We start from the raw sequence: 24443 nt of genomic DNA, 5'->3' as shown, positions 1-24443 counted from the left end.
TCGGGGAGTGGCTGGCAGCTGTCAAACGGCAATCATGATGCAGCCGGATTTCAGGCAAAAAAAGCCCCGCGGCCTGATCGGGCGCGGGGTTTTTTTACCGGTTTTTCAGGTTCAGGCCTGAGGTTGCCAGCCGCCACCCAGTGCCTTGTAAATGGCCACGATGCCACGGTACAGCTCGATTTCTGCCTGCGCCTGAGCATCCTCGGCTGCCAGACGTTCGCGCTCGGCATCCAGCAGGACCAGGAAGTCCGCCGTGCCTTCTCGATATTGCACCGAGGCCAGCCTGGCCGCCGAGCGACTCGCATCGCTCTGGCGCATCAGCGAGACCAGCCGCTGCTGGCGTTTGTCGTAATCGCTGAACGCGTTCTCCGACTCCTCCAGAGCAAGCAGTACCTGCTGCTCGTAGTTGGCCAGTGCGCCCTCGGCGTCGGCGTCGGCACTGCGAATCTGCGCCCGGACACTGCCCAGATCGAAGGCCGCCCAGGTGATGCTCGGCCCCAGCGACCAGGCTCTGGCCGCTGACGAACCGATCTGCGAGCCGCGCCCAGCGGTAAAGCCCAGAAAACCGCTCAGACTGACCCTCGGGAACAGGTCGGCAGTCGCGACGCCGATACGTGCGGTCGAGGCAGCGAGTTGTCGCTCGGCTGCACGGATGTCCGGCCGATTGCGCAGCACTTGCGTCGGGTCGCCGATCGGCAAGGCCTTGGCGATGGCAGGCAGCTTGCTCGGGCTCAAGTCGACGCTGAGGTTTTCCGGGCGCTCGCCCAGTAACGTGGCGATACGATTGCGTTGGCGAGCCTGCTCGGCCTGCAACTGTGGAACGGTGGCCTCGACGGCAGCCAGTCGTGCCTCTGCACGTACCACATCCAGCTCGTTGCCCACGCCCGCATCACGCAATTGCGTAGTCACGTCCTGAGAACTCTGCTGGTTTTTCAGGTTGTCGCGGGCAATGGCTTCACGCAGCTGTGCGCCGCGCAGTTGACCGTAGGCGTCGACCACCTCGGCAATCAGCGTGACCTGAAGCTGATAGAGGTTGGCCTCTGCAGCATCCTGATCGGCATCGCTGGCTTCCAGTTGGCGCTGAATACGCCCGAACAGGTCCACTTCCCACGCCATGTCCAGGCCCAGGTCGTAGCGCTCGCTGTTGACCCGGCGCTCGGTGATGCCGGGTTGCTGACCCTTGCCGATGTCACTGCTGGCGCGACTGGTCACCACGGGCATCACATCGTTGGCGACGTCATCGCGTATGGCCCGCGCCGACTTGAGGCGGGCGAAGGCGACGCGCAGATCGCGGTTGCCGTCCAGTGACCTGGCCACCAGTTTATTGAGGGTCGGATCCTCGAACTGCTGCCACCACACCCTGTCCACTTTGCTGCGGTCATAGTTGCCCTGGGCGGCGGACGCCAGTTTGGCTGGCGCCGTGACCGGTGCCTGGTAGTCCGGGCCCACGGCGCAGGCCGCCAGCGCCATGACCAGCAGGCTCGGGATGAAGACTTTGTAGGCGCTCATCAATGCATCTCCGCAGGCAGGTTTTGCTGGCTGTTTGCTCTGGCGGCCTTGCGGGCCTCCTGGCGTTCGACGTAATTACGGATAAGCACGTAGAACACCGGCGTCAGCAGCAGGCCGAAGAAAGTGACCCCCAGCATCCCGGAGAACACCGCGACACCCATGGCATGGCGCATCTCGGCACCCGCGCCGCTGGACAGCACCAGCGGCACGACCCCCATGATGAAGGCGAACGAGGTCATCAGGATCGGACGCAGACGCAGGCGGCATGCTTCCAGTACCGCATCCAGCGGGCTCATCCCTTCGGCCTGTTTGTCCTTGGCGAACTCGACGATCAGAATCGCGTTCTTGCACGCCAGGCCTACCAGTACGATCAGGCCGATCTGCGTGAAGATATTGTTGTCGCTGCCGGCGATCATCACCCCGGCAATCGCCGAGAGCAGGGTCATCGGTACGATCAGGATCACCGCCAGCGGCAGGCTCCAGCTTTCGTATTGAGCCGCCAGTACCAGAAACGCCAGCAACACACAGAGCGGGAACACGAACAGCGCGGTATTGCCCGAAAGGATCTGCTGATAGGTCAGGTCGGTCCATTCGTAGATCATGCCGGTGGGCAGTTCCTCGCGAAGCAGTTTCTCGACCGCCGCCTGAGCCTGGCCAGAGCTGTAGCCTGGTGCTGCTGCACCGTTGATTTCAGCAGTGATGAAGCCGTTGTAGTGCATGACGCGGTCGGGGCCGGCGGTGTCGCTGACCTTGACGAAGGTCGCCAGCGGGATCATCTCGCCCAGGTTATTGCGCACCTTGAGCTGGCCGATCTGGTCGGCATCCTGGCGGAACTGCTGCTCAGCCTGGACATTGACCTGATAAGTGCGGCCGAACCGGTTGAAGTCGTTGGCATACAACGACCCCAGATACACCTGCAGGGTGTCGAAAATATCGCTGACTGCCACGCCGTGGGTCTTGGCCTTCTCGCGGTCAATCGCGGCATCGACTTGCGGTACGTTCACCGTGTAGCTGGTAAACAGCCCGGCCAGTTCCGGCACGCTGCGGCTTTTGGCGATGATGTTCTGGGTTTCCTTGTACAGCTCGTCATAGCCCAGGTTGCCACGGTCCTCGATCTGCAGACGGAAGCCGCCGATGGTGCCCAGGCCTTGTACCGGTGGTGGCGGGAAGATCGCCATGTAGGCTTCCTGAATCGAGGCGAACTGACCGTTCAGCGCGCCGGCAATCGCGTTGGCCGAGAGGCTCGGGTCCTTGCGCTCGTCGAACGGCTTGAGGGTCACGAACACCACGCCGTTATTCGGGCTGTTGGTGAAGCCGTTGATCGACAGACCCGGGAAGGCAATGGCGTCCTGCACGCCAGGCTGCTTGAGGGCCAGCTCCGACATGCGTTTGATGACATCCTCGGTGCGGTCCAGGCTCGCGGCGTCCGGCAACTGGGCAAATGCGACCAGGTATTGCTTGTCCTGGCTCGGGACGAAACCGGTCGGTGTGCTGGCAAAGCCCATCCAGGTCAAAACCATCAGGCCCGCGTAAACCAGCAAGGCAATGCCGCTGCTGCGAATGACCCTGGCAACGGTGCCGACATAGCCGTGGCTGGCTTTCTCGAAAAAGCGGTTGAACGGGCGGAACAGCCAGCTGCCGAGCATTCTGTCGAGGAAGCGCGAGAAGCGATCCTTGGGCGCGTCATGACCTTTGAGCAATACCGCCGCCAGTGCAGGCGACAGAGTCAGCGAGTTGAAGGCGGAAATGACCGTCGAAATGGCGATGGTCAGCGCGAACTGCTTATAGAACTGACCGCTGAGTCCGGAGATGAATGCCGCAGGCACGAACACGGCGCACAGCACCAGCGCCGTCGCGATGATCGGCCCTGTTACTTCAGCCATGGCCTTGTGCGTGGCAGCGACCGGTTCCAGGCCCAGCTCGATGTTCCGTTCGACGTTCTCCACTACCACGATGGCATCGTCGACCACGATACCGATCGCCAGTACCAAACCGAACAAGGACAGCGCGTTCAGCGAGAAACCGAACATGTGCATGACCGCAAAGGTGCCGATCAGCGAGACCGGTACGGCCACCAGCGGAATGATCGATGCGCGCCAGGTCTGCAGGAACAGGATCACCACCAGCACGACCAGTATCAGTGCTTCGAACAGCGTGTGAATCACCGCCTCGATGGAACCGCGGACGAAGATCGTCGGGTCATAGACGATGCTGTAGTCCATGCCTTCCGGGAAGCTTTGCTTGAGCTCGGCCATTCGTGCCCGTACATCGTTGGAGATGTCGATGGCGTTGGAGCCGGGACGCTGGAAGATCGGGATCGCTACCGCAGGCTGATTATTCAGCAACGAGCGCAGCGCATACTGGCTGGAGCCCAGTTCGATGCGTGCAATGTCCTTGAGGCGAGTGATTTCGCCATCGGCACCGGCGCGCACGACCACGTTTTCGAACTCCTCCTCACTGACCAGGCGGCCCTGGGTGTTGATCGACATCTGAAAGCTGGTGGCATTCGGCGAGGGCGGGGAGCCCAGCTGACCAGCGGCTACCTGACGGTTCTGTTCGCGAATCGCATTGACCACATCAGTGGCGGTCAGGTTGCGTGAGGCGGTCTTGTTCGGGTCGAGCCAGACCCGCAGCGAATAATCGCCCATGCCGAACAGCTGCACATCACCGACGCCGCCCAGTCGCGCCAGCTCATCCTTGATGTTGAGCACGGCGTAGTTGGACAGGTACAGCATGTCGTAGCGTTTGTCCGGCGAGGTCAGGTGCACAACCATGGTCAGGTCGGGGGAGGCCTTGTCCACGGTGATGCCGATGCGTGTCACTTCTTCAGGCAGCTTCGGCTCGCTGCGGGTCACGCGGTTCTGCACCTGCACCTGCGCATTGTCCAGGTCAGTACCCAGTGCAAAGGTGATGGTGAGGGTCAGTTTGCCATCGGCAGTGGCCTGCGAAGACATATAGAGCATGCCTTCGACACCGGTAATTGCCTGTTCCAGTGGCGAGGCTACGGTTTCGCCGATCACCTTGGGGTTGGCGCCGGGGAAGTTGGCGCGTACCACCACGGTTGGCGGCACGACTTCCGGGTATTCACTGATCGGCAGCTGGAACAGCGAGATGGCACCGGCGATCAGGATCAGCAGCGACAACACTGCGGCGAAGATCGGCCGTGAAATAAAGAATTTGGAGAAGTTCATCGGACGAGTCCCTTAGCCGCGCGGCGCGGCAGCGCTGGCGATTTTGACGGCCGCTTTGGGCGCCACTTGTGGCAGGTTGCTGGCTTCAAGGGCCTGGCGTTGTTTGAGCAGTGCGGCGAGGGTGTCGGCGCTGGCCATCGGAGTGACTTCAGGGTCTACAGGCTGGCCGGGACGTACGCGCTGCAAGCCTTTGACGACGATGGTGTCATCCTTGCCCAGGCCGTTACGCACAATGCGCAAGCCTTCGATTTTCGGTCCCAGCTCGACAGCCCGGTAGGCAGGCTTGTTGTCCTTGTCCATGACCAGCACAAACTTCTTGCCCAGGTCGGTGCCCACTGCTTCGTCATTGATCAGCACGGCCGAGTAAGTGCCGCTGCCCACCAGTTTCAGGCGCGCATACAGGCCGGGAGTGAACGCACCGTCGGCGTTATCGAACACGGCGCGGCCACGAATGGTGCCGGTCCTCGGGTTGACCTGATTGTCGACAAAGTTCATCTGGCCCAGATGCGGGTTGCCGGGTTCGTTGGACAGCCCCAGATACACCGGCGTGCTCTGACCGCGCTGGCCTTTGCGGGCCAGTTCGGTGTACTTGAGGAACACACGCTCGTCTGCGTCGAAGTAGGCGTAGACCTTGTCGGTGGAAACCACGCTGGTCAGGGCGGTGACATCGGCGGTGACAATGTTGCCGGCGGTGATTTCGGCACGACTTACGCGGCCTGAAATCGGTGCGGTGACACGGGTGAAACTGAGGTTCAGTCTAGCCAGGTCCAGTTGCGCCTGAATGGCCGCGACACCGGCCTTGGCTTCCTGCGCCGAGGTGGTACGCGATTCGGCCAGCTCGGCGGAAATCGCATTGTTGCTGCGCAGACGCTCTCCACGCTGGGCTTCGCTGTCACTGCGCGAAGCGACTGCGCGGGCCTGTTGCAACTGGGCTTCGAGACGGCGGACTTCCGACTGGAAGGGGCGAGGGTCGATCTGGAACAGCAGGTCGCCTTTCTTGACCAGCGAGCCGTCGGTGAAGGCTACCTGATCGATCTGACCGGAGACTCTTGGGCGAACTTCGACCGTTTCAGGTGCTTCGAGACGACCGGTAAATTCATCCCACTCGTTGACTGGCTGTTCCAGTACCTTGGCCACACTGACTTTGGCTGCGCCAGGCGCACTGGTGGCTTCCGGCGCACGGCCGCAGGCACTGATGACGATCAAGGCGAGGGCGGTGAGAGGGTAGCGCAGATGGCTGATTGTCTGGTGCATGGGAAGTTCCGCCAATAGTGAAGAATGGGGCGGATTCTGTTGCGCACGGGGTGTTATTAACGAATCGAATAAACCGAAGGTTACTATCACTGGCAATGATGAGTACCCATAGGTCTTCGAAAAGCTGCAGCCGGGTGACCCGCAGGGTGGATAGCGGCCAGGCATTCGGGGCTGAGAATGCTCCCCTTATGGTGAGCCAAAAAAGCTCATGCCATATTGCTATCTCTTCGATCAATCTTTGCAATCGCCGCGGCTATCAAGTTGTCCAGCGAACAGTCGATCCTTGGTTATTGCGATAAATCCCGAGGAAAAGTTTGATGAAGTCGACATGGCTGGACAATTTGAAGGTCAGCAAAAAGCTGAGTGTAGGCTTCGGTCTGATACTGCTGGGTGTGCTGACGGTCACCGCGATCGGTTACCTCAGCACCAACCTGCTGATCGAGCGGCTGGGCAAGGCAGCCAGGGTTTCTGAGGTGAAGGCCGATGCGCTGAGCCTCAGGATCGCTGCGCAGGCCTATACCGCCAAGCCTGACGCGAGTAATTCGCAGGGCTACACGGCCGCCCTGGACAATCTGGGCAAGACCATCGAGGAAGGCCTGAAGATTCTGACCGTTCCGGCCAACGCCGATATCCTCAGAGGTATTCGCGATCAGGCGGGTGGCTTGAGACAAACGTTCAGTCAATTGGTCGATAACAATCGGCAAATTGATCAGGCCATGCAGCCGCTGATCACCATTTCCGAACAAGTGAGCGGAAGCTTTGAGACACTCCTGCAAAAGACCTTGGACGACGTTTCCCGCTCGCTGGATCAAAGCGGTATCGACCAGGTAAAGATTGCTGGCGACCTGCGCAATGGCATGACCAATTTTCGCTTGGTGTTTCGCCGTTATATCAGTATCCCGACTGCTGAAAACAGGCAGATCACCTTCGATGCTGCCGACTCACTGATCGCTCAGGTGAGCAGTGCGCGCAACCAATTGCCGAACAAGGCCGGCCCGGCGGTGGATGAGGCGCTCGCGGCGCTGCAACAGTACAAGTCGTTGATGGTCTCCATCTCGCAACTGATGCAACAGAACGATCAGATTCGCGACAGCCTTCGCCAGCAGTCAATGGACGTCGTCACCAGTACCGAAAAGCTGATGGCGGGCCAGGTAGTCAGTGCCAATAAAGAAAAAGACAGCGCCGTAACCCAGTTGCTCACGGTGGCGGTGATCGTATTGCTGCTGGGCATCTTCGCGGCGATTCTGATTACCCGTCAGATTACCCGTCCGCTCGATTCCACGGTGATCGCTGCGCGTCGAATTGCCGACGGCGATTTGACCAATGACCTCAGCACCACTCGCCAGGATGAGCTGGGCCTGCTGCAAAACACCATGCAACACATGACCGTATCTCTGCGTACCCTGATTGGCGGTATCAGCAATGGTGTGACACAGATCGCCACGGCGGCCGAGGAGCTTTCAGCCGTCAGCGAACAGACCAGCGCGGGCGTTACTCAGCAGAAACTGGAAGTCGACCAGGTGGCGACCGCCATGAACCAAATGGCGTCCACCGTTCAGGAAGTGGCGCAGAACACTGAAGATGCATCGCAGGCCGCCAGACAGGCCAGTGACCGCGCAACCCACGGCAGCAGTGTGGTGCAAAACGCCACGCGTGAAATCAGCCAGCTTGCCGGTGAAGTGGGGCAACTGGGCGAGGCCATGCAGCGCCTGATTCAGGACAGTGACAAGATCGGCGGTGTCATTGATGTGATCAAGGCGGTCGCGGAACAAACCAACCTGTTGGCCCTCAACGCGGCGATCGAAGCCGCACGTGCGGGTGAGCAGGGGCGCGGCTTTGCCGTGGTGGCCGATGAGGTGCGCTCGCTGGCTCAGCGTACACAGTCATCCACGACTGAAATCGAGGCGCTGATAAAGTCCTTGCAGGATGGCACCGGCGCGGCATCGGATCTGATGAATGCCAGCCGTCAACGTACCGAAGGCACCGTGGCGCTGGCGCGGCAGGCCGAAGAATCGTTGCTTGAAATCACTCATTCGATTGTGACCATCGAACAGATGAGCCAACAGATTTCTGCTGCCGCTGAAGAGCAGAGCGCCGTCACCGACGAAATCAATCGCAGTGTCATCAGCGTACGGGACATCGCCGACCAGTCGGCTACGGCCACCGAACAAAGCGCAGCGTCTACCGTGGAGCTGGCGCGCTTGGGCAGCAACCTGCAGGACATGGTTGCGCGTTTCCGGATCTGATTGTCGCCACTTTCAAAAAGTCGCGAGGCCCAAAAGTCTCATCCTGTAAAAAGAGCGGCGCTGGCAATCAGCGCTGCTCCACCCTCTGCAGAAACCTTCGAGTCCGCTCGTTTTGCGGATTCAGCAGAATTTCGCTCGGGGTGCCGTCCGCCACGATGCGCCCGCCCTCCATGAACAGCACCCGGTCAGCGATGTCCTGAGCGAATTTCATCTCGTGGGTCACCAGTAACATGGTCATCTGAAACTCGTGGGCAATCGAGCGAATTACCGCCAGTACCTCGCCGACCAGCTCAGGGTCGAGCGCTGACGTGACTTCATCGAACAACATGACCTGCGGACGCATGGCCAGTGCTCTGGCAATCGCTACACGTTGTTGCTGACCACCGGAGAGCTGGCTCGGATAGGCATCGGCCTTGTGAGCGAGCCCGACCAGCCCGAGGTATTGATGCGCGCGTTCAAGGGCCTCTTCGCGAGGCAGCCTGAGTACCCGTAGCGGTGCTTCGGTGACATTTTCCTGCACGGTGAGGTGTGGGAACAGATTGAACTGCTGGAACACCATGCCTACCCGATGTTCCACCGGAGCCTTGCGTGCGCCAGGCCAGTGCCATCCGGATGTGCGCGCGGGCACTGCTTCGCCTGCGACTTCTATGCTGCCTTGCTGATAGTTTTCCAGCCCCTTGATGAGGCGCAATACCGTTGATTTACCCGAGCCACTGGGGCCGATCAAGGCGACTTTCTGACCTTGAGGAATGCTCAGGTCCAGATGGTCGATGATCCGGTTGCGGCCGAAGTCCTTGACCACGTGTTTCAGCTGTATCTGCGCAGTGGTGACGGGTGGGGTTGCGGTGTGTGCGAGATCAGACATGGCTGCGCCTTTCCAGGTATTTGAACAGCAACGAGGTCGGCACACTGATCGCCAGAAACATCAGCGCCATCACTGTGTACGGTTCGTTGTAACGATAGGTCATGCCGGCGACCTGCTTGGCAGCCTGAAACAGTTCAGGGATGGTGATCACCGCCAGAAGCGGCGTTTCCTTGAACATGCCGATCAGGTAATTGCCGAGCACCGGCAGCATGGGTTTCAACGCCTGCGGCAGGATGATGCGCCGCCAGGTGTCGCCACGATTGAAATCAAGGGCGCGTGCGGCTTCCCACTGTCCGGCCGGGATGTCGTCAATGGCACCGCGATACGCTTCGGCGATATAGGCCGCGTAATAGCAGCCAAGACCTATCACACCGGTGGTGATCGCCGGGAAGGTGATGCCCGCCAGCGGCAGCGCGAAGAACAGCACATACAACTGGACCATCAACGGCGTATTACGGAAAAAGCTCAGGTAGCCTTTGCTCAGGCGATGCACGATGGTTATCTGCGAGCGCAGTGTCAGGGCCAGGATCAGACCGAGCAAAACCGCGAGCAGGAACCCCAGCACCACGACCTGCACGGTCACCAGCAAGCCCTGAAACAGCTCCGGCAGAATCGACCAGACGAATGCGATATCAAACTCCATCGTTCATCCCCTGGCCGTGCGCCACGCGGTGGCGTGCTGCTCATAACGCTTGACCAGCCAGCTCAATGGCCAGGCCATCACGAAATAGCACACCAGCACGATGCTCCAGATCAGCGTTTGCTGGCCCAGCGTGGTGATCAATTGACTGCCGGTAAAGGTCAGGTCGGTGAGGGTGATGAGTGAGACCAGTGACGTGGTTTTCAGCAGCTCGACCAATTGATTACCCATCGGCGGGATCATGAACGGCAGGGCCTGCGGCAGAATGATTCGCCGAAACGCGCTTATCGGCCCGAAGTCCAGCGCACGCACAGCGTCACGTTGACCCTGGCTGACGTTGATCAATGCCGAACGAATGATTTCCGCGCCATACGCCGAAAACGTCAGGCCCAGCCCCAGCACGCCGGTGGTCATGGGGGACAGGCGGATGCCGAACAGCGGCAGAATGAAGAACAGGTAAAACAGCAGCACCAATGCCGAGATGCCACGCAGCACCTCGACATACACCGTGGCGAACCAGCGTAACGCCCGGAATGGCGACAGGCGCATCAGGGCGATTACAAACGAGAGCACCAGTACCAGCAGTTCGGCAAGCACGGTGATCTGCAGGGTGATCCAGGCGCCGTGGGCCAGTTGTCTGGCAATGAAACCTGCGGTTTCCAGTGTTGCAGCATCAACAGGCATGGCCGTACTCGTGTGGGTCAGGGCCGTTTACTGCGCGCCCTTGCGGGGCGGGGCAGATCATGGGTTGCAGCGTTGGGCTGCGGTGATGGCCGGGTCAGCCAGTTCGTTTTCGGTATAGCCGTACTTCTGCAGGATTTTCAGCAGCTCGCCCGACGCCCGGAGTTTGGCCAGTTGTTCGTTGAAGGCCTGTTCGAAGGCCGGATCGTTTTTTGGCAGGCCGTAGGCGTGGTAATTCCAGCCCGGTTTGCCACTGGCGTCCGGAATCTGCTCGAAAGGCAAGGCGCGCTCGATGTCCGGACTGTTGGCTTTCTTGATCAGACTGATGACTTCGGCGTCCGGGAAATACACCACGTCCACGCGACCCGCCTGCAAGGCGGCCAATGCCTCGGTGTCCTTGTCGAACAACACCACGTTGCCGTTGGCGATACCGCTGTCTTTGGCTTCCTGAACCTGATTGCTGCCAGGTTGAGTGGCCAGGCGCACCTTGGCGTTGCTGGCGACGTCCTTGAGGCTGTGCAGGTTCAGCGGGTTGCCGGTTTTGACAATGAACGCACCGCCGGATCGCGTCACCGGGTTGGAGAACGCGATGACCTTGCAGCGATTCGGATTGATGAACAGGCCTGCACCGATCAAGTCGAAACGACCTGCTGCCAGACCCGGCACCAGCGAACCGAAGTCAGTGATAGGCGTCTCGATCTGCTTGATGCCCAGCGGTTCGAGAATCGCCCGCAGTATCTCGACGTTGGCCCCGGTGGCTTTGCCATCGGTGCCGATGTAGGCATAGGGCTGTTCATTGGCGATGCCAGCGGTCAGGCCGTCAGTGCGGCCTTTTTCCAGCAGTCCGGCCAGGGCAGGGAATGAAACGACGGCATTCAGCAGCAGCGCTAAACCCATCAGGGCTGGGAACGACAGGGGGTTGATGCCTTTCATTGCGGGTGCTCGAAGTAGGGGGATGGGGGCTTGTTGCTGATGCGGCCTGAACATGCGAGTCAGGTGCGCAAGGTAGCCTGGTCTTGCCTGCATCCTGCTTCGGCAACGTTTGGTGCATAAGGCGAAACTCTATAGCTATTAAAAAGATAATTTAAATATCGATAAGGAATATGCATATACGCGGTCGCCGAGGCCATGGGTTTCAGACGTCGTGCGACCCATTGATGCAAGCCCAGGTATTTGTCAGTGCGTCCCTGTTTGTAACTCCAGACGCCGGCCAGGTATCGCGGCAATCAACTCCTGGGTGTAAGCCGCTTCAGGCCTGGCAAAAACATCCTCGGCCAGACCCTGCTCGACGGTCTTGCCATGCTTGAGCACCAGTACCTGATGGGCAACGCTGGCGACCACTGCAAGGTCGTGGGACACCAGCACGTAGGCGATGCGCGATTCGGCTTGCAGCTCGACCAGCAAGTCGAGAATCTGCGCCTGCACCGACACGTCCAGTGCCGAAACCGGCTCATCGAGCAGCAGCAGATCGGGCTGCAGGGCCAGCGCTCTGGCAATGGCAATCCGCTGACGCTGGCCACCGGAAAGCTCGCGGGGCAGGCGGTCCAGATAGGCCACGGGCAACTGCACTCGCTCTATCAACCGGCGTGCGGCCTGCTCCAGTTCGCGGCCTTTGAGCAGGCCGAACGAGACCAGGGGTTCGACGATGCTTTCGAATAACGTGAAGCGTGGGTCAAGGGCCGCGAACGGGTTTTGCTGTACTAACTGGATACGCCGCCGCAGCGGTCTGAATTCGCGCCAGCCCAGGTCGGTGACATCCTGGCCGTCCAGCTGCACTCGTCCGTGGGTGGGTTTTTCCAGACCCAGTGCGATGCGCAACACAGTACTTTTACCAGAGCCGGACTCGCCGACGATGGCCAGGGTCTGGCCGGGATACACCTTGAAGTTGACGTCTTGCAGCGCCTGGAAGTCGGCGTCTTCGCCTTTCACGTAGGGCAGGCGATAGGTTTTTCCGATGTTGCTCAGGGTCAGCAGAGGTGTGTCGCTGCTCGCGACCGGTCGCACTGTTGCCGGGCTCTTGCGCTGGCCGAAAGCCGGTGCTGCGGCGATCAGTGCGCGGGTATAGGCATGGCGAGGCGCGATGAGTATCTGTTGCGGAGGGCCTTGTTCGACCAGTTCGCCCTTGTTCATCACCAGCACTCGATCGGCCCGGTCGGCCGCCACGCCCAGATCGTGGGTGATGATCACCAGGGAAATACCACGCTCGGCCACCAGACGTTGCAGATGATCAAGGATCTTGCGTTGTACCGTCACGTCCAGCGCGCTGGTGGGCTCGTCGGCGATGATCAGGCGAGGATTGCCAGCCAGGGCGATGGCGATCAGCACGCGTTGGCGCATGCCTCCGGACAGTTCGTGCGGATACTGGCGGGCGCGCAATACCGGCCTGTCCAGACCGACCTGCTGCAGCAACTCCAGCACATCGGCATTCACTGCCGGGTAACGCCGGCCGTGGGCCTGAATCAGTGCTTCGGCGATTTGTCGGCCGATGCGCAGGGTAGGGTTGAGGCCGACCATCGGGTCCTGGGGCACCAGGCCGATGGTGCTGCCGCGAATTCGCCGTTTCTCGCGTTCGCCGGCATGGCCAAGATCGTGTCCATCGACGTGCAGATCGCCGCTGGTGATGGCGGCATTGTCCGGTAACAGGCCGAGTATGGCGTTGGCCATCGTCGACTTGCCGGAGCCGGATTCGCCGACAATCGCTACGGTTTCACCCCGGGCGACCTGAAAGGATACGTTGCGCACGGCCTGGTTGATCTGGCCGTCGAAACGGTAAGCGACACTCAGATGACGAATGTCGATCAGTTGAGCGGTATCGGTCATCGTTGAGTCTCTTCCAGAGTGCGGGCGATGTGGTTGAAGCTGAACACTACGCCAACCACGAACAGGCCCGGCAGCAGCGACACCCAGGGTGCGGTTATCAGGAAGTGACGACCGTTGGCGATCAACGTGCCCCATTCGGCAGCCGGTGGTTCGGCACCAAAGCCGAGGAAACTCAGCCCGGCAGTCGCCAGAATCGCTGCACCGAAATCCAGTGTGGCGAGCACCGCTACCGGGCCCCAGGCGTTCGGCAGGATGTGGCGCAGCAGGGTTCGCGTCCAGCTTGCACCGCCCAGCCGCGCGGCCTCGACGTAAGGCAGGGTCTTGACGCGCAATACTTCGGCGCGGGTGGTGCGCGCGAAGCCGGGGATGATCCCCACGCCTACTGCTATGGCTACCGGAAGGGTGCCGAACCCGATGGCGGTGACAATCGCCAGCGCCAGTAGCAAGCCGGGCAGGGCCAGCAATACATCGATCAGACGCATGATCACTGCATCGATGCGCCCGCCTGCGAAACCGGAAATCACCCCCAGGCTCAGGCCACCGGCCATGGCGATGCCCACCGCCAGCAATGCGGCCTGTACCGAAAGGCTCGAACCGTGTACCACGCGGGTGTAGAGATCACGACCCAGTTCGTCGGTACCGAACCAGTGCGCTGCATTTGGCGCGGTGAGCTTGTCGCTGGGCGAGGTGGCGTAAGGTGCGTAGCTGCTCAGCAGGTTGGGTGCCAGCGCCGCCAGCAACGCAAAGGCGACCATTGCCACAGCGAGCAGAAACCCCGGGCGGCGCAGCAGGGGCCTGGCGGCCTCCACGGCGCGACTCAGGCTGCTGCGTCGCTGCCACTGCGCGGCAGGTGCGTTGTTGCCGGGAAGGTTTTGACTGGGATCAACAAGGCGGGTCAGGCGCGCAAGGCGGTTGTCGAAGATAGTCATGGCGTCAGGAGACCTTTGGCGTGTGGGCGATGCGCGGATCCAGCGCGGGGTACATCAGGTCAACGATCAGATTGACCACGACGAACGCAGCTGCAGAGACCGCAACGATGGCCAGTACCACCGGGATGTCCTGGCGCAAAACGGCTTCCTGGGCAAGTCGACCGACCCCGGAGCGGGCGAAAATGGTTTCCACCAGCACTGCGCCGGACACTGTGTTGCCGACCTGTAGGCCGATCAGTGTGAGCAGCGGCAGGGCAGCATTCTTGAACGCATGGCGGGCCTGAACCTGCGCGCGGTTCAGGCCCTTGGCATAAGCGGTGATGATGTAGGGCTCTTTCCAGACGCCCTGAAAGCCACGTTGCAGGACCTGGGCGTACACCGCGGCGCTGGGGATCGCCAGCGTGACGGCGGGCAATATAAGGCTGGAGAATCCCTGATTGCCGGTCGCCGGGAACCAGCCAAGAGTGAACGCGAACAGTTGAATGAACAGCAGGCCCATCCAGAAGACCGGCACCGAGAAGCCCAGCGACGGCAGGCGTGACAAGGCGACTTTCAAGGGCTGCCAGCGTACGTAGGCGGTGAGATACGCCAGACCTGTCCCGCCGATCAGTGACAGAACAATGGCCAGCCCCGCAAGGCTCAGGGTTTGTGGCAGACGCTCGATCAGTAATTCCGAAACCGGGCGGTTGAGCGTCAGCGAATTGCCGAAGTCGCCATGTAACGCTCCCCACAGCAAATCGACGTATTGCTCGAAGATGCCGCGGTCCAGTCCGTAATAGAGCTTGGCCTTGGCGAGGTCCTGCGCGGACAGGGAGTCGATTTCGACACCCGAGGCGCTGAGCATGATCGACAGGCTGTCGCCGGGCAGCAGGTAAAGAATGAAATAGGTGACGCTGTAGGCACCCCAAAGTACCAGTAGCGCTTGCGCGATCCGACTGAGGATATAGCGACTCATGGCGTTGCCAACTCGATGTCGTTGAACAGCGCAAAGCCTTCCGCCGTCCAGTGGAAATTGCGTACGTTTTTCGCCGTGGCGGCTTGCCAGACGCGCTCGTAAACCGGGATCGCCGAGCCCTCGTCGACCAGCAGGTCCTGCAACTCGCCATAAGCCCTGGCGCGCTGTTCGCTTTGCGTGGCGGTCAGTCCTGCGTCGAACAGCTCAAGGGCCTTGGGCAGCGTTTCCGGCGCGTAAAGGTTGGTCGCCAGCGTCGAGCTGTTGGCACTGCGCGGGTCGATGATGGTCTGCAGAATGATCGGGTCGGCGCGGGTCATGTAGGTGGACGTCAGGTCATAATTGCCTGCCGCATTGGCCGCAGCCCACTCGGCGGTGGTCACCACGTTAAGCTTGAGCTCGATACCCACCTTGCGCAGTTGATCCTGAATCAGCACATCACCAGCGGTTTCGGCGGGTGACAGGTTGTAGGCCAGCTTCAGGCGCTTGCCTTCCTTATAACGATAGCCGTCGGCGTTTTTCTGCCAGCCCGCAGCGTCGAGCAGGCGCTCTGCACCTTGAGGGTCGTAGGTCAGTTTGTCGGCCTGGCTTTTATAAAACGGCGTGGTGACGTCGTAGATGCCGGAGACCACCGGGAATTGCGGGTTGTAAACGGTGGCTGCGTAGGTCTTGCGGTCGATTGCCTTTTGCAGGGCCAGGCGCACGTTGCGGTCGGCAAGAATGCGATTGCCACGCGTGTTGGGGTACAGGTTCAGCGCAGGTCCTGGCAGCGAACGGCTCTGAATGGTCGCGCCCCTGGACTTGAACAGGTTGAGGTCCACCTCGGAGAACGGATTGCGCGGCCAGAGGATGTCCACCTGCCCCTGAACGAACTGGCCGTTACGGACGCTTTCTTCCGGCACGTAGCTGACCTCGACCGCATCCAGATGCGCCTCGCCCTTGTTCTGCGCATTGGCCGATGGCCAGGCATAGCCCTTGCGTTTGATCAGGCGCAAACCGCTTTCAGGCGTGTAGCGCTCCAGCACGAATGGCCCGGTGCCAATGATCGCGCCCAACGAACGCTCCTTGACGCTGAGTGCGTAGGACTCTGGAGCAAGAATGGCGAGATTGGTGGTGGAGGTGGCTTGCAGGAAGCCCGCGTTAGGTTGGGCCAGCACCAGTTTGATGGTGAAGTCGTCCAGTACCTCGGCGTGGTCGTAGCCTTTGAGGTAAGTGGCGCCGAAGGTGGCTGGCAGTTGTGCGGCGAACGACTTGTCCGCGTCGTAGGCCGTCTTCACCGCTTGAGCGTCGAAACGTGTGCCGTTGCTGAAGGTCACGTCCTTGCGCAAGTGAAAGGTATATTCCAGCGCGTTGTCACTGACTTCCCAGCGTTCTGCCAGCCAGGGAATGATCTTGCCGGTCTGCGGGTCCTGATCGGTCAGGGACTCGGCTATATTGCGCAGCACCACCCGATGCTCCAGCCAGTACACCTGAAAGGGGTCAAGGCTGACCAGCGTGGTGTTGTCTCTGAAGAACGCCACTTTGAGGGTTTTGGCTGCCTGGCCGTCCGGGCCGGAGGGTGAGCAGCCGAGCAGGGTAATGGCTGTGAAGGCGGCGAGCAGCAGGCGCGGGAGGAACGTGCGCCCAGTCATCGCACTGCGCTCCGGGGGGCGAGTCCAGTCGAAAAAGTCGAAGGCGGTGTACGGCGCATGGGAGGTCCTCTTCAAGTCGAGCACAGTGCTTCAGCACTGATTTCTTAAGACCGTATTCTTATGGTCATGCGCTGTAAAAGTCTTTTTTCTTCTAAGCTAATATAGGTTTTTGTGATTAATTTATTTTTTATTATGCTTATTTAGTATCTTTTAAGGCTTTATGTTCTTGGCAAACAGCGCTTTGTCAAAAACGAGACTTTTGGTCGTCGTCACTGAGTCCGATCAAAATCGTCCCTTTCATCGGCCAGACCGACGCCCGAAGTTGCAGGTGGCTGCTGGCAAATGCCCTGCGACCACTTGCACGCGATAAACCATGCAGCGATGGCGATGGCAACGTCACTGGCGCTTGGTCGAAGACAATCTACGCTTGAGGTCGCAGAGACACGCCAGGGCAGGCGGACGGTGTCCTCTGGTCACCTCACAGTATTCAGGATTGAAAACGAGTGTCTGATTGATGAAGAAAAGCTCTCTCACGTGGCTCGTTGGCTGGATGGCTGTGGTTCTGCTGGCCGGGCTCAGCGTCAGCTTTATTGCCAGCCATGAACAGCGCAGATCGATCGATACGCGTATAGAACAGGCGCTCAACGAGGCCGGAGAGGGCATCGGCGATAACTTGCAGGCACGACTCAGGGTGTACGAGTACCGTCTTCGAGGCCTGCGCGGTGCCGTTCATATGCTGGACCTCGAGCATATCAACAGCAGCCAGATGAGCCGCTACAGCAAAGGGCGCAATATCGAGAAGGAATACCCTGGCGCGCGCGGGTTCGGCTTCATCCGTCGTGTCGCGGCCAGCGATGAGGCCGAATTCGTGAGGCGTGTCAGGGCAGATGGCAGGCCGGACTTCAGTCTTGGTCGGCTGGGTGCCCAGCAGGGAGACCGTTTCATCATTCAATTCATCGACCCGCTGGCCCGCAACGTCCAGGCACTGGGGCTGGACATCGCCTCCGAGGAGCATCGTCGCGATGCAGCCCTTCAGGCCATGCGCAGTGGCGCTGCCACCCTGTCGGCGCCCATTACCCTGCTGCAGGACAATGATGACCACTTGCGTGCTTTCCTATTCCTGTTACCGGTTTACAGCACCCCTGAAACCCCGACCGATATCGCCCTGCGCGAAACATCCCTGATCGGCTGGACCTATGCGCCGTTGGCCATGCGTGAGGTGATGAGCAATCTGGACCCTCTCAACCACAGAGTGCACTTGAAGCTTTATGACGTCAGCGAAGGCCAGCATCTGATCTACCAGACTCCGGAAAGCGGTCATGAGCAGGAGGTCTTGCAGACCTATGCTTTCGAACGAGACATCTATGGGCGCGTGTGGCGCATGGAGGTAGGCGCTCACCCTGCATTTGCCGAGGCACTCGATCCGGTTCCGGCGGGCAGGGTGTTCATCATCGGCACACTGGTCAGCCTGATGTTGACGGTGCTGGTTGGCACTCTACTGTTGTCCCGTCAGCGCAAACAGCAGGTGGTTGCCGGTCAGGCCAGGCTGGCCACTATCGTCGAAAACTCCAGCGACGCGATCATCGGTGAAGCCCTGAACGGTCGGATCATCACCTGGAACCGGGCTGCCGAGCAGATGTTCGGCTATGACGAGCACGAAGTGCTGGGCTGTCCATTGGCGCCACTGCTGGTTCCGCCAGATCTGGTTCATGAAGACGAACAGTTGTTGGAAAGGGTGGCCCGGGGTGAGCGAGGCCCGACGCTGGAAACCCGGCGTCTGCACAAGAACGGTCAATTGATCGATGTGACCATTACCTGCAGCTTCATCCGCGAGACGGACGGCACCCTACTCGGCGCGGCGAAAATGATGCACGACATCACCGACCGCAAGCGCGTCGAACGCTACCTCATGGAGTTCAACGCACAGCTTGAGCAACAGGTCAGCGAGCGCACTGCAGAGCTGTCCAGAGTGGCGGGTTTGCTGCAGGGGGTGCTGGACGCCTCTTCGGAGGTTTCGATCATCGCTACCGATATGCAGGGGCAGATCTTTGTGTTCAATCGGGGCGCCGAATTGCTGCTGGGCTACAGCAATGCGGAAATGGTCAGCGGCAACGGTCCAGGCGTGTTTCATCTTCCTGAAGAAGTGGCCGCACGCTCCGCTGAGCTGAGTCGTGAATACGGCACCCCGATCGAAGGCATTGACGTCTTTTGCTACAAAGCATCCCTCGAAGGTTCGGAAACCCGACAATGGACCTACGTACGCAAGGATGGCACGACGGTCCCTGTGCTGATGATCATCACCCCGATCCGTACCGCCGACGGAGAACTCATCGGTCATCTGGGTATCGCTCAGGACATCACCGAACGGCTGCACCATAGCGCCGAATTGCACGCGGCCAAGTCCAGCGCCGAAGCTGCCAATGCGGCCAAAAGTCTGTTCCTGGCCAACATGAGCCATGAAATTCGCACGCCCATGAACGCCGTGATCGGCATCTCCCACCTGCTGCACAACACCGCCTTGAACGACCAGCAACGCCAGTTGCTGACCAAGCTGCAGATTGCCGGCCGGACCTTGTTGGGGATCATCAACGATATCCTCGACATCGCCAAGATCGAGGCGGGAGAGATGCGGCTGGAACATAACCCCTTCAGCCCTCGACAACTGCTCGACGAACTGGGCGAGCTGTTCACGCCCCAGGCGCAGGAGAAAGGCCTGCGTTTTTCTGTCAGCGTCGTGGCATCGCTGCCTGGCCAGTTGATAGGAGACGCATTGCGGGTCAACCAGATCCTCATGAATCTGGTCGGCAATGCGCTCAAGTTCACCACAGTCGGCGGAGTCGATGTGACAGTGAGTCGTGAAGACGATCACGCCGATACTTGCTGGTTGCGCTTCTCTGTGCAGGACACGGGCTGTGGCATACCGGCCAATGCACTCGGCCAGCTGTTTGCGCCGTTCACACAGGCGGATGCGTCTACCACGCGGCGTTTTGGCGGCACCGGACTGGGTTTGTCGGTGGTGCGCGGGCTGGCCGAGCAGATGGGCGGCCGGATAGGGGTGGAGAGCGAACTCGGCACCGGCAGCGAGTTCTGGGTGGAGTTGCCGTTTCAGAGCAGCCAGAGCGATCTGGAGCCGTCCGGCCCGGGAAGCAGTCTGGAGGTCATGCTGCTCAGCGACGACGTACAGTCGTCCACGGCGCTGCAACGCTTATGTCGCGGCCTGGGCTGGCGAGTGGCAAGCCTGACCGACGAACAGGCGCTGCACGTGGCCTTGCAAGAGCGTAATCACGTCAACGCGCCATTGCCGGATGTGTTGTTGGTGGACTGGCAGCAGCCGCAGGTTGAGCAGGTGCAACAACTGATCGAGGCGACGCCGCTTCCGGTCATTCTGGTGAGCCCGTCCGGGATCCGGGAAGAACTGCTCCCTCTGGTCGACAAGGTATTGCTCAAGCCGCTGGACAGCTCGGCCTTGTTCAACGCGGTCAATGCCTGTATCGCCAAGTACCAGGGCAGCACCGAAAGGGTCATTCAGGCCACGCGAATGGATACCTCCATGACGCTCTGGCTGAGTGGATTGCACCTGCTGCTGGTGGACGACAGCGAGATCAATCTGGAGGTCGCCAGCCTGTTGTTGCAGCAACAGGGCGCTGTGGTTCAGACCTGCAGCAATGGTCTGCTGGCCCTTGAACGACTGCGTCAGACGCCAGATGTATTCGATGCCGTGCTGATGGATGTGCAGATGCCGGAAATGGATGGTTATGAGGCCACGCGGCGCTTGCGCAATGAACTGGGCCTGACACGATTGCCCGTGCTGGCGTTGACCGCAGGCGCCCTGGCAGAGGAGCGGCGACAGGCCGAGCTCGCGGGTATGGATGACTTCCTCACCAAGCCTCTGGACCCCGCCGCCCTGATCCGGGCGGTACGTCGTGCCGTCGAGCGTGTTCGAGGCGCTCCGCTGGCGGTCGGCACCTTGCTGCAGGAAGCCCCGACAGGCTCTGCATGGCCGGTGATCGAAGGTATCGACACCCAGGAGGTCGCCGCTCGGCTAGGCAATGATGTGCCCTTGTTTCTCTCGTCCCTGCGGCGCTTTTTCAATGAATTTGCCGCGTTCGGCGAGAGCGAGAGCCTTCTGGCACGGGCGCGACAGAGCCCCGATCAAACGATGGCTGACCTGCACAAGCTGCGCGGTGCTGCGCTGCTGCTCGGCGCTAGGCAATTAGGGCTGCATGCCGGGCAGGCGGAAGCCCTGCTGCGCCACGGTACGGACCCTGAGCCGGCTCTGCGGGGTGTGAGCGCCGCTTTCCGTGCTTTGCAAGACCGCACGCCGGTGCTTGAGGAAAGGACACCGGCCCCGCGTATCGATGCGGATCCCGATGCCTCCCGACAGGCGTTATCGACCTTGCGTGAATTGCTTGAAAACCGTGATATCGCCGCGCTGGACCAGTTTCCGCTGGCTGCTGTCGCGCTTCAGGAGCTGGCCGGACAGGCACTGGTCGAACAGCTCTGGCAAACCATTGAAGGACTCGAGTTCGAACAGGCACTGCACCTGCTCGAACGTGCCGACTTATAAAAAGGAGCTTCGTCCATCATGCAACCTGTACCTAGCCTGCTGATTGTCGATGATGATATTTCCGCCATTCGTGTGCTGAGCAAAGTTCTCAATGGCCTGGGACAGATTCGTTTTGCCACGGGTGGCGCCCAGGCCCTGAAGATGGTCCGGGACATGCGTCCGGACCTTATCCTTCTCGACGCCGAGATGCCTGGAATGCGCGGGTTTGAGGTCTGCGAGACGCTAAAGGCCGATCAACTGCTGGAAGACGTCCCGGTCATCTTCATCACCAGCCATACCGAAACCCGCATCGAGGAAGCCGGACTGGCGCTGGGTGCGGTGGATTTCATCGGCAAACCCATTCAGCCGTTGATCGTCACGGCGCGCGTAAAGACCCACCTGCGCCTGAAAATGGCGATGGACCAGCTCAACCTGCTGGCCCAGACCGATGGGCTGACGGGGCTGGCCAACCGGCGTTTTCTCGACGAGAGCATCGAGCGTGAATGGCTGCGCGTGCGGCGCAATCAGGGGGCATTTTCGCTGCTGTTGCTCGATATCGATTTCTTCAAGCGCTACAACGATCACTATGGCCATTTGCAAGGCGATGAGTGCCTGATTGCCATTGCCCATGCCGTGAAACATTGCGTGCACAGGTCTACCGATCTGGTGGCCCGTTATGGGGGCGAGGAGTTCGCCGTGCTATTGCCGGATACCGGCGCAGAGGGTGCCTGCCGGCTGGCGGAGGAAATCGTGGAGCACATTCATGGCCTTGCCAGGCTCCATGAAACCAGCGACCTGGGCCGGGTGACAGTGTCGGTGGGGGTGGCAAGTCTGGAGGCTGGCGCGCTGCCCATCCCGCGCCCGGGCGTGGCGGCCGGTACTGCGCCTGACCCGATTGCAGCAGCATTGCTGGCGGAAGCCGACCGGGCCTTGTACCGGGCCAAGCATGAAGGACGAAACTGCAGCCGGTTTGAGCCGATACAGGTTGCACCATGGCACTGACACCTTGCTTCAAACCGTATTTTTCTTGAGCTCTGCTTCAAGGCGGTCGACGAACAGGCGTACCCGGTGAGGTACGCGCTGGCGGGTCGGCAATACGGCCGTCACCGACAGTTGCTCGGGGATGACGTCTTCGAAGTGTATCTGCAGAAGGCTGCCTGCACGGATTTCCTGCTGAACGTCCCAATAGGTCAGCATGGCCAGCCCCAGGCCCTGTTTGCACGCCGTGCGCACCGCTTCGACGCTGTTGGCCGAGAACGTACCCTGAGCGCGAATGGCCACCGGCTCGCCCTCTCTGATGAACGTCCAGTAAGGCATCGCATGCAAGGTTATGCATGGGTGTTGGCGGAGCTCGTCGAGTACCGATGGCTGGCCGCGCCGCATCAGGTAGTCGGGGCTTGCACACACGACCCGTGGGTTGGGCGCCAGCGATCTGGCCACCAGCGCAGAGTCACGTATCGTGGCGATCCGAATGGCGACATCGATGCCTAACCCGGCGATGTCCACGATGCTGTCCGACAGTGTCAGGTCGACACTCAGTGCCGGGTTCTCCTGCATCAATACCGGCAGCAGCGGCATGATGACAGTCTGACCAAACACGCTGGGTGCTGTCACCCGCAACACGCCACTGGCCTTACCGGTATCGCCTTTCAGCGTGGCGCGGGCGGTTTCGCTGGTGTGCAGCATGGTTTTGGCGTGGGGCAGAAACACTTCGCCCTCCGGCGTCAGCGATACCGAGCGGGTTGTGCGGTGAACCAGCCTGACGCCCAGGTCGTTTTCCAGCGCAGCCAGACGCCTGGAGATTGCCATCGGCGACAACCCGAGTCGACGCGCCGCTTCCGACAGGCTCCTGCTGGAAGCAATGGCGGCGAACACCTCTATGTCAGATATTTGCACGGATTCTATCCATTTTCGTTAAAGCGCCTTATCTGCACGGCCGGGTTCCAATGGGCTGCGCCACCCCTTACCGTTGCTGCAGGTTCTGTCAATGACAGCGGGCAATTGGTAGCCGGTCTGCACAGTGAGGATTTGAAGTATGAACGAGACAAACAAACACGTTACAGCTCCGTTCGATATCGGTCATCTGAAACTGAAGAACAGGTTTGCGGTGGCGCCCATGACACGCGTGAGCGCGGACGAGCAGGGCAGTGCAACGCAGGCCATGACGCGCTATTACGAGCGATTCGCCAAGGGTGGTTTCGGCCTGATCGTCACCGAGGGTAACTACACCGATCGCCGTTTTTCCCAAGGCTACCGCTTCCAGCCCGGGCTCACCGATGACGAGCAGGCTCAGGCCTGGCGTGCTACGACCGATGCTGTGCACCGGCATGGCAGTGTCATGATTGCGCAACTCATGCACGCCGGCGCGCTCAGCCAGGCCAATCGCTTCGTCAGCGAGTCTGCGGGTCCTTCGGCCATTCGTCCCAAGGGCGAACAGATGGCGTTCTATTACGGCGCGGGCAGCTACCGGATCCCGCAAGCGATGAGTGACAAGGACATTGCCGAGGCCATTGACGGGTTCGCCCACGCGGCGCAACTGGCGATTGGCACTGCAGGCTTTGACGGTGTCGAGATACATGGGGCGAACGGCTACCTGCTCGATCAGTTTCTGACCGACTACAGCAATCAGCGCACCGATCAATGGGGCGGTGAGGTCGGACAGCGTCTGCGACTGACGCTCGAGGTCATCGCCGCAGTGAAAAAAGTCGCCGGGCAGGCACCGGTGGGCGTGCGTCTTTCACAAGGCAAGGTCAACGACTTTCAGCACAAATGGGCGGGGGACGAGAGCGATGCCGAAATCATTTTCGATGCGCTGGCCGATGCCGGCGTCGATTACATCCATGTGACCGAACATGAAGCATGGCAGCCGGCCTTTGCCCAGGGTGAAGCCAGCCTGGTCGAACTGGCCCGTCGCTACGCGCCGGGTGTTGCGCTGATCGCCAATGGCGGCCTGCACGATCCGCAAAAAGCCGACCAGGTGCTTCGCCAAGGTGCGGACATCATCGCAGTGGGCAAGGGTGCGCTGGCCAATCCGGACCTGCCAGAGTTGTTGCGTCAGGGCGCGCCACTCCGCGACTTCGATCCAGCCATTCTCGGGCCGATTGCCAATATCAAGGACAGCGAGCTGGCATTCAACGGGATGAATTGAACAGGTTTTCATAGGTGGGCTCGCTTCCGGT

At 60.5% G+C, this 24443-nt stretch carries 16 protein-coding genes and 1 pseudogene; 5 read left to right on the top strand and 12 right to left on the bottom strand.

Going from position 1 to position 24443, the window contains the following annotated elements; translation table 11 throughout:
* Positions 1-111 precede the first annotated feature (111 nt).
* Genes BLR16_RS03095 through mexE form a run of 3 tightly spaced genes read right to left on the bottom strand, consistent with a single transcriptional unit; the run spans position 112 to position 5954 of the window.
* A complete protein-coding gene (locus BLR16_RS03095; RefSeq protein ID WP_003364436.1) occupies positions 112-1509 on the bottom strand; it encodes an efflux transporter outer membrane subunit in 1398 nt (465 codons plus the stop codon).
* Positions 1509-4700, bottom strand: coding sequence for an efflux RND transporter permease subunit (locus BLR16_RS03090; protein ID WP_024663676.1), 3192 nt, complete (start codon positions 4698-4700; stop codon positions 1509-1511). The genes BLR16_RS03095 and BLR16_RS03090 overlap by 1 nt, the downstream gene beginning before the upstream one ends.
* 12 nt (positions 4701-4712) lie before the next feature.
* On the bottom strand, positions 4713-5954 hold the full coding sequence (mexE, locus tag BLR16_RS03085) for a multidrug efflux RND transporter periplasmic adaptor subunit MexE (RefSeq protein ID WP_004413738.1): 1242 nt from the start codon (positions 5952-5954) through the stop codon (positions 4713-4715).
* Between the two features lie 317 nt (positions 5955-6271).
* Here mexE and BLR16_RS29185 point away from each other — a divergent pair.
* Together BLR16_RS29185 and BLR16_RS29180 are read left to right on the top strand one after the other, a co-directional pair.
* Positions 6272-7294, top strand: a pseudogene (locus tag BLR16_RS29185) (methyl-accepting chemotaxis protein); the annotation flags it as partial.
* Between the two features lie 33 nt (positions 7295-7327).
* The gene (locus BLR16_RS29180; protein WP_241698199.1) at positions 7328-8200 is read left to right on the top strand and encodes a methyl-accepting chemotaxis protein; all 873 of its coding nucleotides are present in this window, start codon (positions 7328-7330) and stop codon (positions 8198-8200) included.
* Between the two features lie 67 nt (positions 8201-8267).
* Here BLR16_RS29180 and BLR16_RS03070 read toward each other — a convergent pair whose 3' ends face one another.
* From BLR16_RS03070 to BLR16_RS03035, 8 genes are all read right to left on the bottom strand, one after another.
* The gene (locus BLR16_RS03070) at positions 8268-9065 is read right to left on the bottom strand and encodes an amino acid ABC transporter ATP-binding protein (protein WP_004413734.1); all 798 of its coding nucleotides are present in this window, start codon (positions 9063-9065) and stop codon (positions 8268-8270) included.
* Complete coding sequence (gene ehuD / locus BLR16_RS03065) at positions 9058-9708, bottom strand: ectoine/hydroxyectoine ABC transporter permease subunit EhuD (protein ID WP_004413732.1); 651 nt, start codon at positions 9706-9708, stop codon at positions 9058-9060. Before ehuD ends, BLR16_RS03070 begins: the two co-directional genes overlap by 8 nt.
* Before the next feature lie 3 nt (positions 9709-9711).
* Positions 9712-10389, bottom strand: a complete 678-nt coding sequence (gene ehuC, locus BLR16_RS03060; RefSeq protein ID WP_003383635.1) for an ectoine/hydroxyectoine ABC transporter permease subunit EhuC — start codon at positions 10387-10389, stop codon at positions 9712-9714.
* Positions 10390-10446: 57 nt separating this feature from the next.
* Positions 10447-11319 carry an ectoine/hydroxyectoine ABC transporter substrate-binding protein EhuB gene (gene ehuB, locus BLR16_RS03055; RefSeq protein WP_074806165.1) on the bottom strand — a complete coding sequence of 291 codons (873 nt, stop codon included), beginning with the start codon at positions 11317-11319 and terminating at the stop codon, positions 10447-10449.
* A gap of 243 nt (positions 11320-11562) precedes the next feature.
* Complete coding sequence (locus tag BLR16_RS03050) at positions 11563-13206, bottom strand: dipeptide ABC transporter ATP-binding protein (RefSeq protein WP_074806169.1); 1644 nt, start codon at positions 13204-13206, stop codon at positions 11563-11565.
* Positions 13203-14135, bottom strand: coding sequence for an ABC transporter permease (locus BLR16_RS03045; protein WP_072366039.1), 933 nt, complete (start codon positions 14133-14135; stop codon positions 13203-13205). The genes BLR16_RS03050 and BLR16_RS03045 overlap by 4 nt, the downstream gene beginning before the upstream one ends.
* 4 nt (positions 14136-14139) lie before the next feature.
* Positions 14140-15090, bottom strand: coding sequence for an ABC transporter permease (locus tag BLR16_RS03040; protein ID WP_058417363.1), 951 nt, complete (start codon positions 15088-15090; stop codon positions 14140-14142).
* Entirely contained in the window at positions 15087-16718 is a 1632-nt protein-coding gene (locus tag BLR16_RS03035; protein ID WP_058417364.1) for an ABC transporter substrate-binding protein, read from the bottom strand. Before BLR16_RS03035 ends, BLR16_RS03040 begins: the two co-directional genes overlap by 4 nt.
* A 514-nt stretch (positions 16719-17232) precedes the next feature.
* Here BLR16_RS03035 and BLR16_RS03030 point away from each other — a divergent pair.
* Positions 17233-21285, top strand: coding sequence for a CHASE domain-containing hybrid sensor histidine kinase/response regulator (locus BLR16_RS03030; RefSeq protein ID WP_074806172.1), 4053 nt, complete (start codon positions 17233-17235; stop codon positions 21283-21285).
* A gap of 18 nt (positions 21286-21303) precedes the next feature.
* Complete coding sequence (locus tag BLR16_RS03025; protein WP_074806174.1) at positions 21304-22266, top strand: GGDEF domain-containing response regulator; 963 nt, start codon at positions 21304-21306, stop codon at positions 22264-22266.
* 9 nt (positions 22267-22275) lie between these two features.
* On the opposite strand, the gene BLR16_RS03020 is transcribed toward BLR16_RS03025, so the two are convergent.
* Positions 22276-23160 (bottom strand): LysR family transcriptional regulator, encoded by an 885-nt coding sequence (locus BLR16_RS03020; protein ID WP_004413719.1) that lies wholly within the window; start codon positions 23158-23160, stop codon positions 22276-22278.
* Between the two features lie 139 nt (positions 23161-23299).
* Here BLR16_RS03020 and BLR16_RS03015 point away from each other — a divergent pair, with 139 nt between their 5' ends.
* Entirely contained in the window at positions 23300-24412 is a 1113-nt protein-coding gene (locus tag BLR16_RS03015; protein WP_003364407.1) for an NADH:flavin oxidoreductase, read from the top strand.
* Positions 24413-24443 lie beyond the last annotated feature (31 nt).

Source organism: Pseudomonas sp. BS3767 (assembly GCF_900099665.1).
GTDB lineage: Bacteria > Pseudomonadota > Gammaproteobacteria > Pseudomonadales > Pseudomonadaceae > Aquipseudomonas > Aquipseudomonas cerasi.
The sequence above is the reverse complement of the archived record's forward strand: the minus strand, read 5'-3'. Positions and strand labels throughout refer to the sequence as shown.

Excerpts from the sequence above, each read along its gene's own strand:
- BLR16_RS03095 (WP_003364436.1), bottom strand. The coding sequence starts at position 1,509 with ATGAGCGCCTACAAAGTCTTCATCCCGAGCCTGCTGGTCATGGCGCTG.
- BLR16_RS03090 (WP_024663676.1), bottom strand. The coding sequence starts at position 4,700 with ATGAACTTCTCCAAATTCTTTATTTCACGGCCGATCTTCGCCGCAGTG.
- mexE (WP_004413738.1), bottom strand. The coding sequence starts at position 5,954 with ATGCACCAGACAATCAGCCATCTGCGCTACCCTCTCACCGCCCTCGCC.
- BLR16_RS29180 (WP_241698199.1), top strand. The coding sequence starts at position 7,328 with ATGCAACACATGACCGTATCTCTGCGTACCCTGATTGGCGGTATCAGC.
- BLR16_RS03070 (WP_004413734.1), bottom strand. The coding sequence starts at position 9,065 with ATGTCTGATCTCGCACACACCGCAACCCCACCCGTCACCACTGCGCAG.
- ehuD (WP_004413732.1), bottom strand. The coding sequence starts at position 9,708 with ATGGAGTTTGATATCGCATTCGTCTGGTCGATTCTGCCGGAGCTGTTT.
- ehuC (WP_003383635.1), bottom strand. The coding sequence starts at position 10,389 with ATGCCTGTTGATGCTGCAACACTGGAAACCGCAGGTTTCATTGCCAGA.
- ehuB (WP_074806165.1), bottom strand. The coding sequence starts at position 11,319 with ATGAAAGGCATCAACCCCCTGTCGTTCCCAGCCCTGATGGGTTTAGCG.
- BLR16_RS03050 (WP_074806169.1), bottom strand. The coding sequence starts at position 13,206 with ATGACCGATACCGCTCAACTGATCGACATTCGTCATCTGAGTGTCGCT.
- BLR16_RS03045 (WP_072366039.1), bottom strand. The coding sequence starts at position 14,135 with ATGACTATCTTCGACAACCGCCTTGCGCGCCTGACCCGCCTTGTTGAT.
- BLR16_RS03040 (WP_058417363.1), bottom strand. The coding sequence starts at position 15,090 with ATGAGTCGCTATATCCTCAGTCGGATCGCGCAAGCGCTACTGGTACTT.
- BLR16_RS03035 (WP_058417364.1), bottom strand. The coding sequence starts at position 16,718 with ATGACTGGGCGCACGTTCCTCCCGCGCCTGCTGCTCGCCGCCTTCACA.
- BLR16_RS03030 (WP_074806172.1), top strand. The coding sequence starts at position 17,233 with ATGAAGAAAAGCTCTCTCACGTGGCTCGTTGGCTGGATGGCTGTGGTT.
- BLR16_RS03025 (WP_074806174.1), top strand. The coding sequence starts at position 21,304 with ATGCAACCTGTACCTAGCCTGCTGATTGTCGATGATGATATTTCCGCC.
- BLR16_RS03015 (WP_003364407.1), top strand. The coding sequence starts at position 23,300 with ATGAACGAGACAAACAAACACGTTACAGCTCCGTTCGATATCGGTCAT.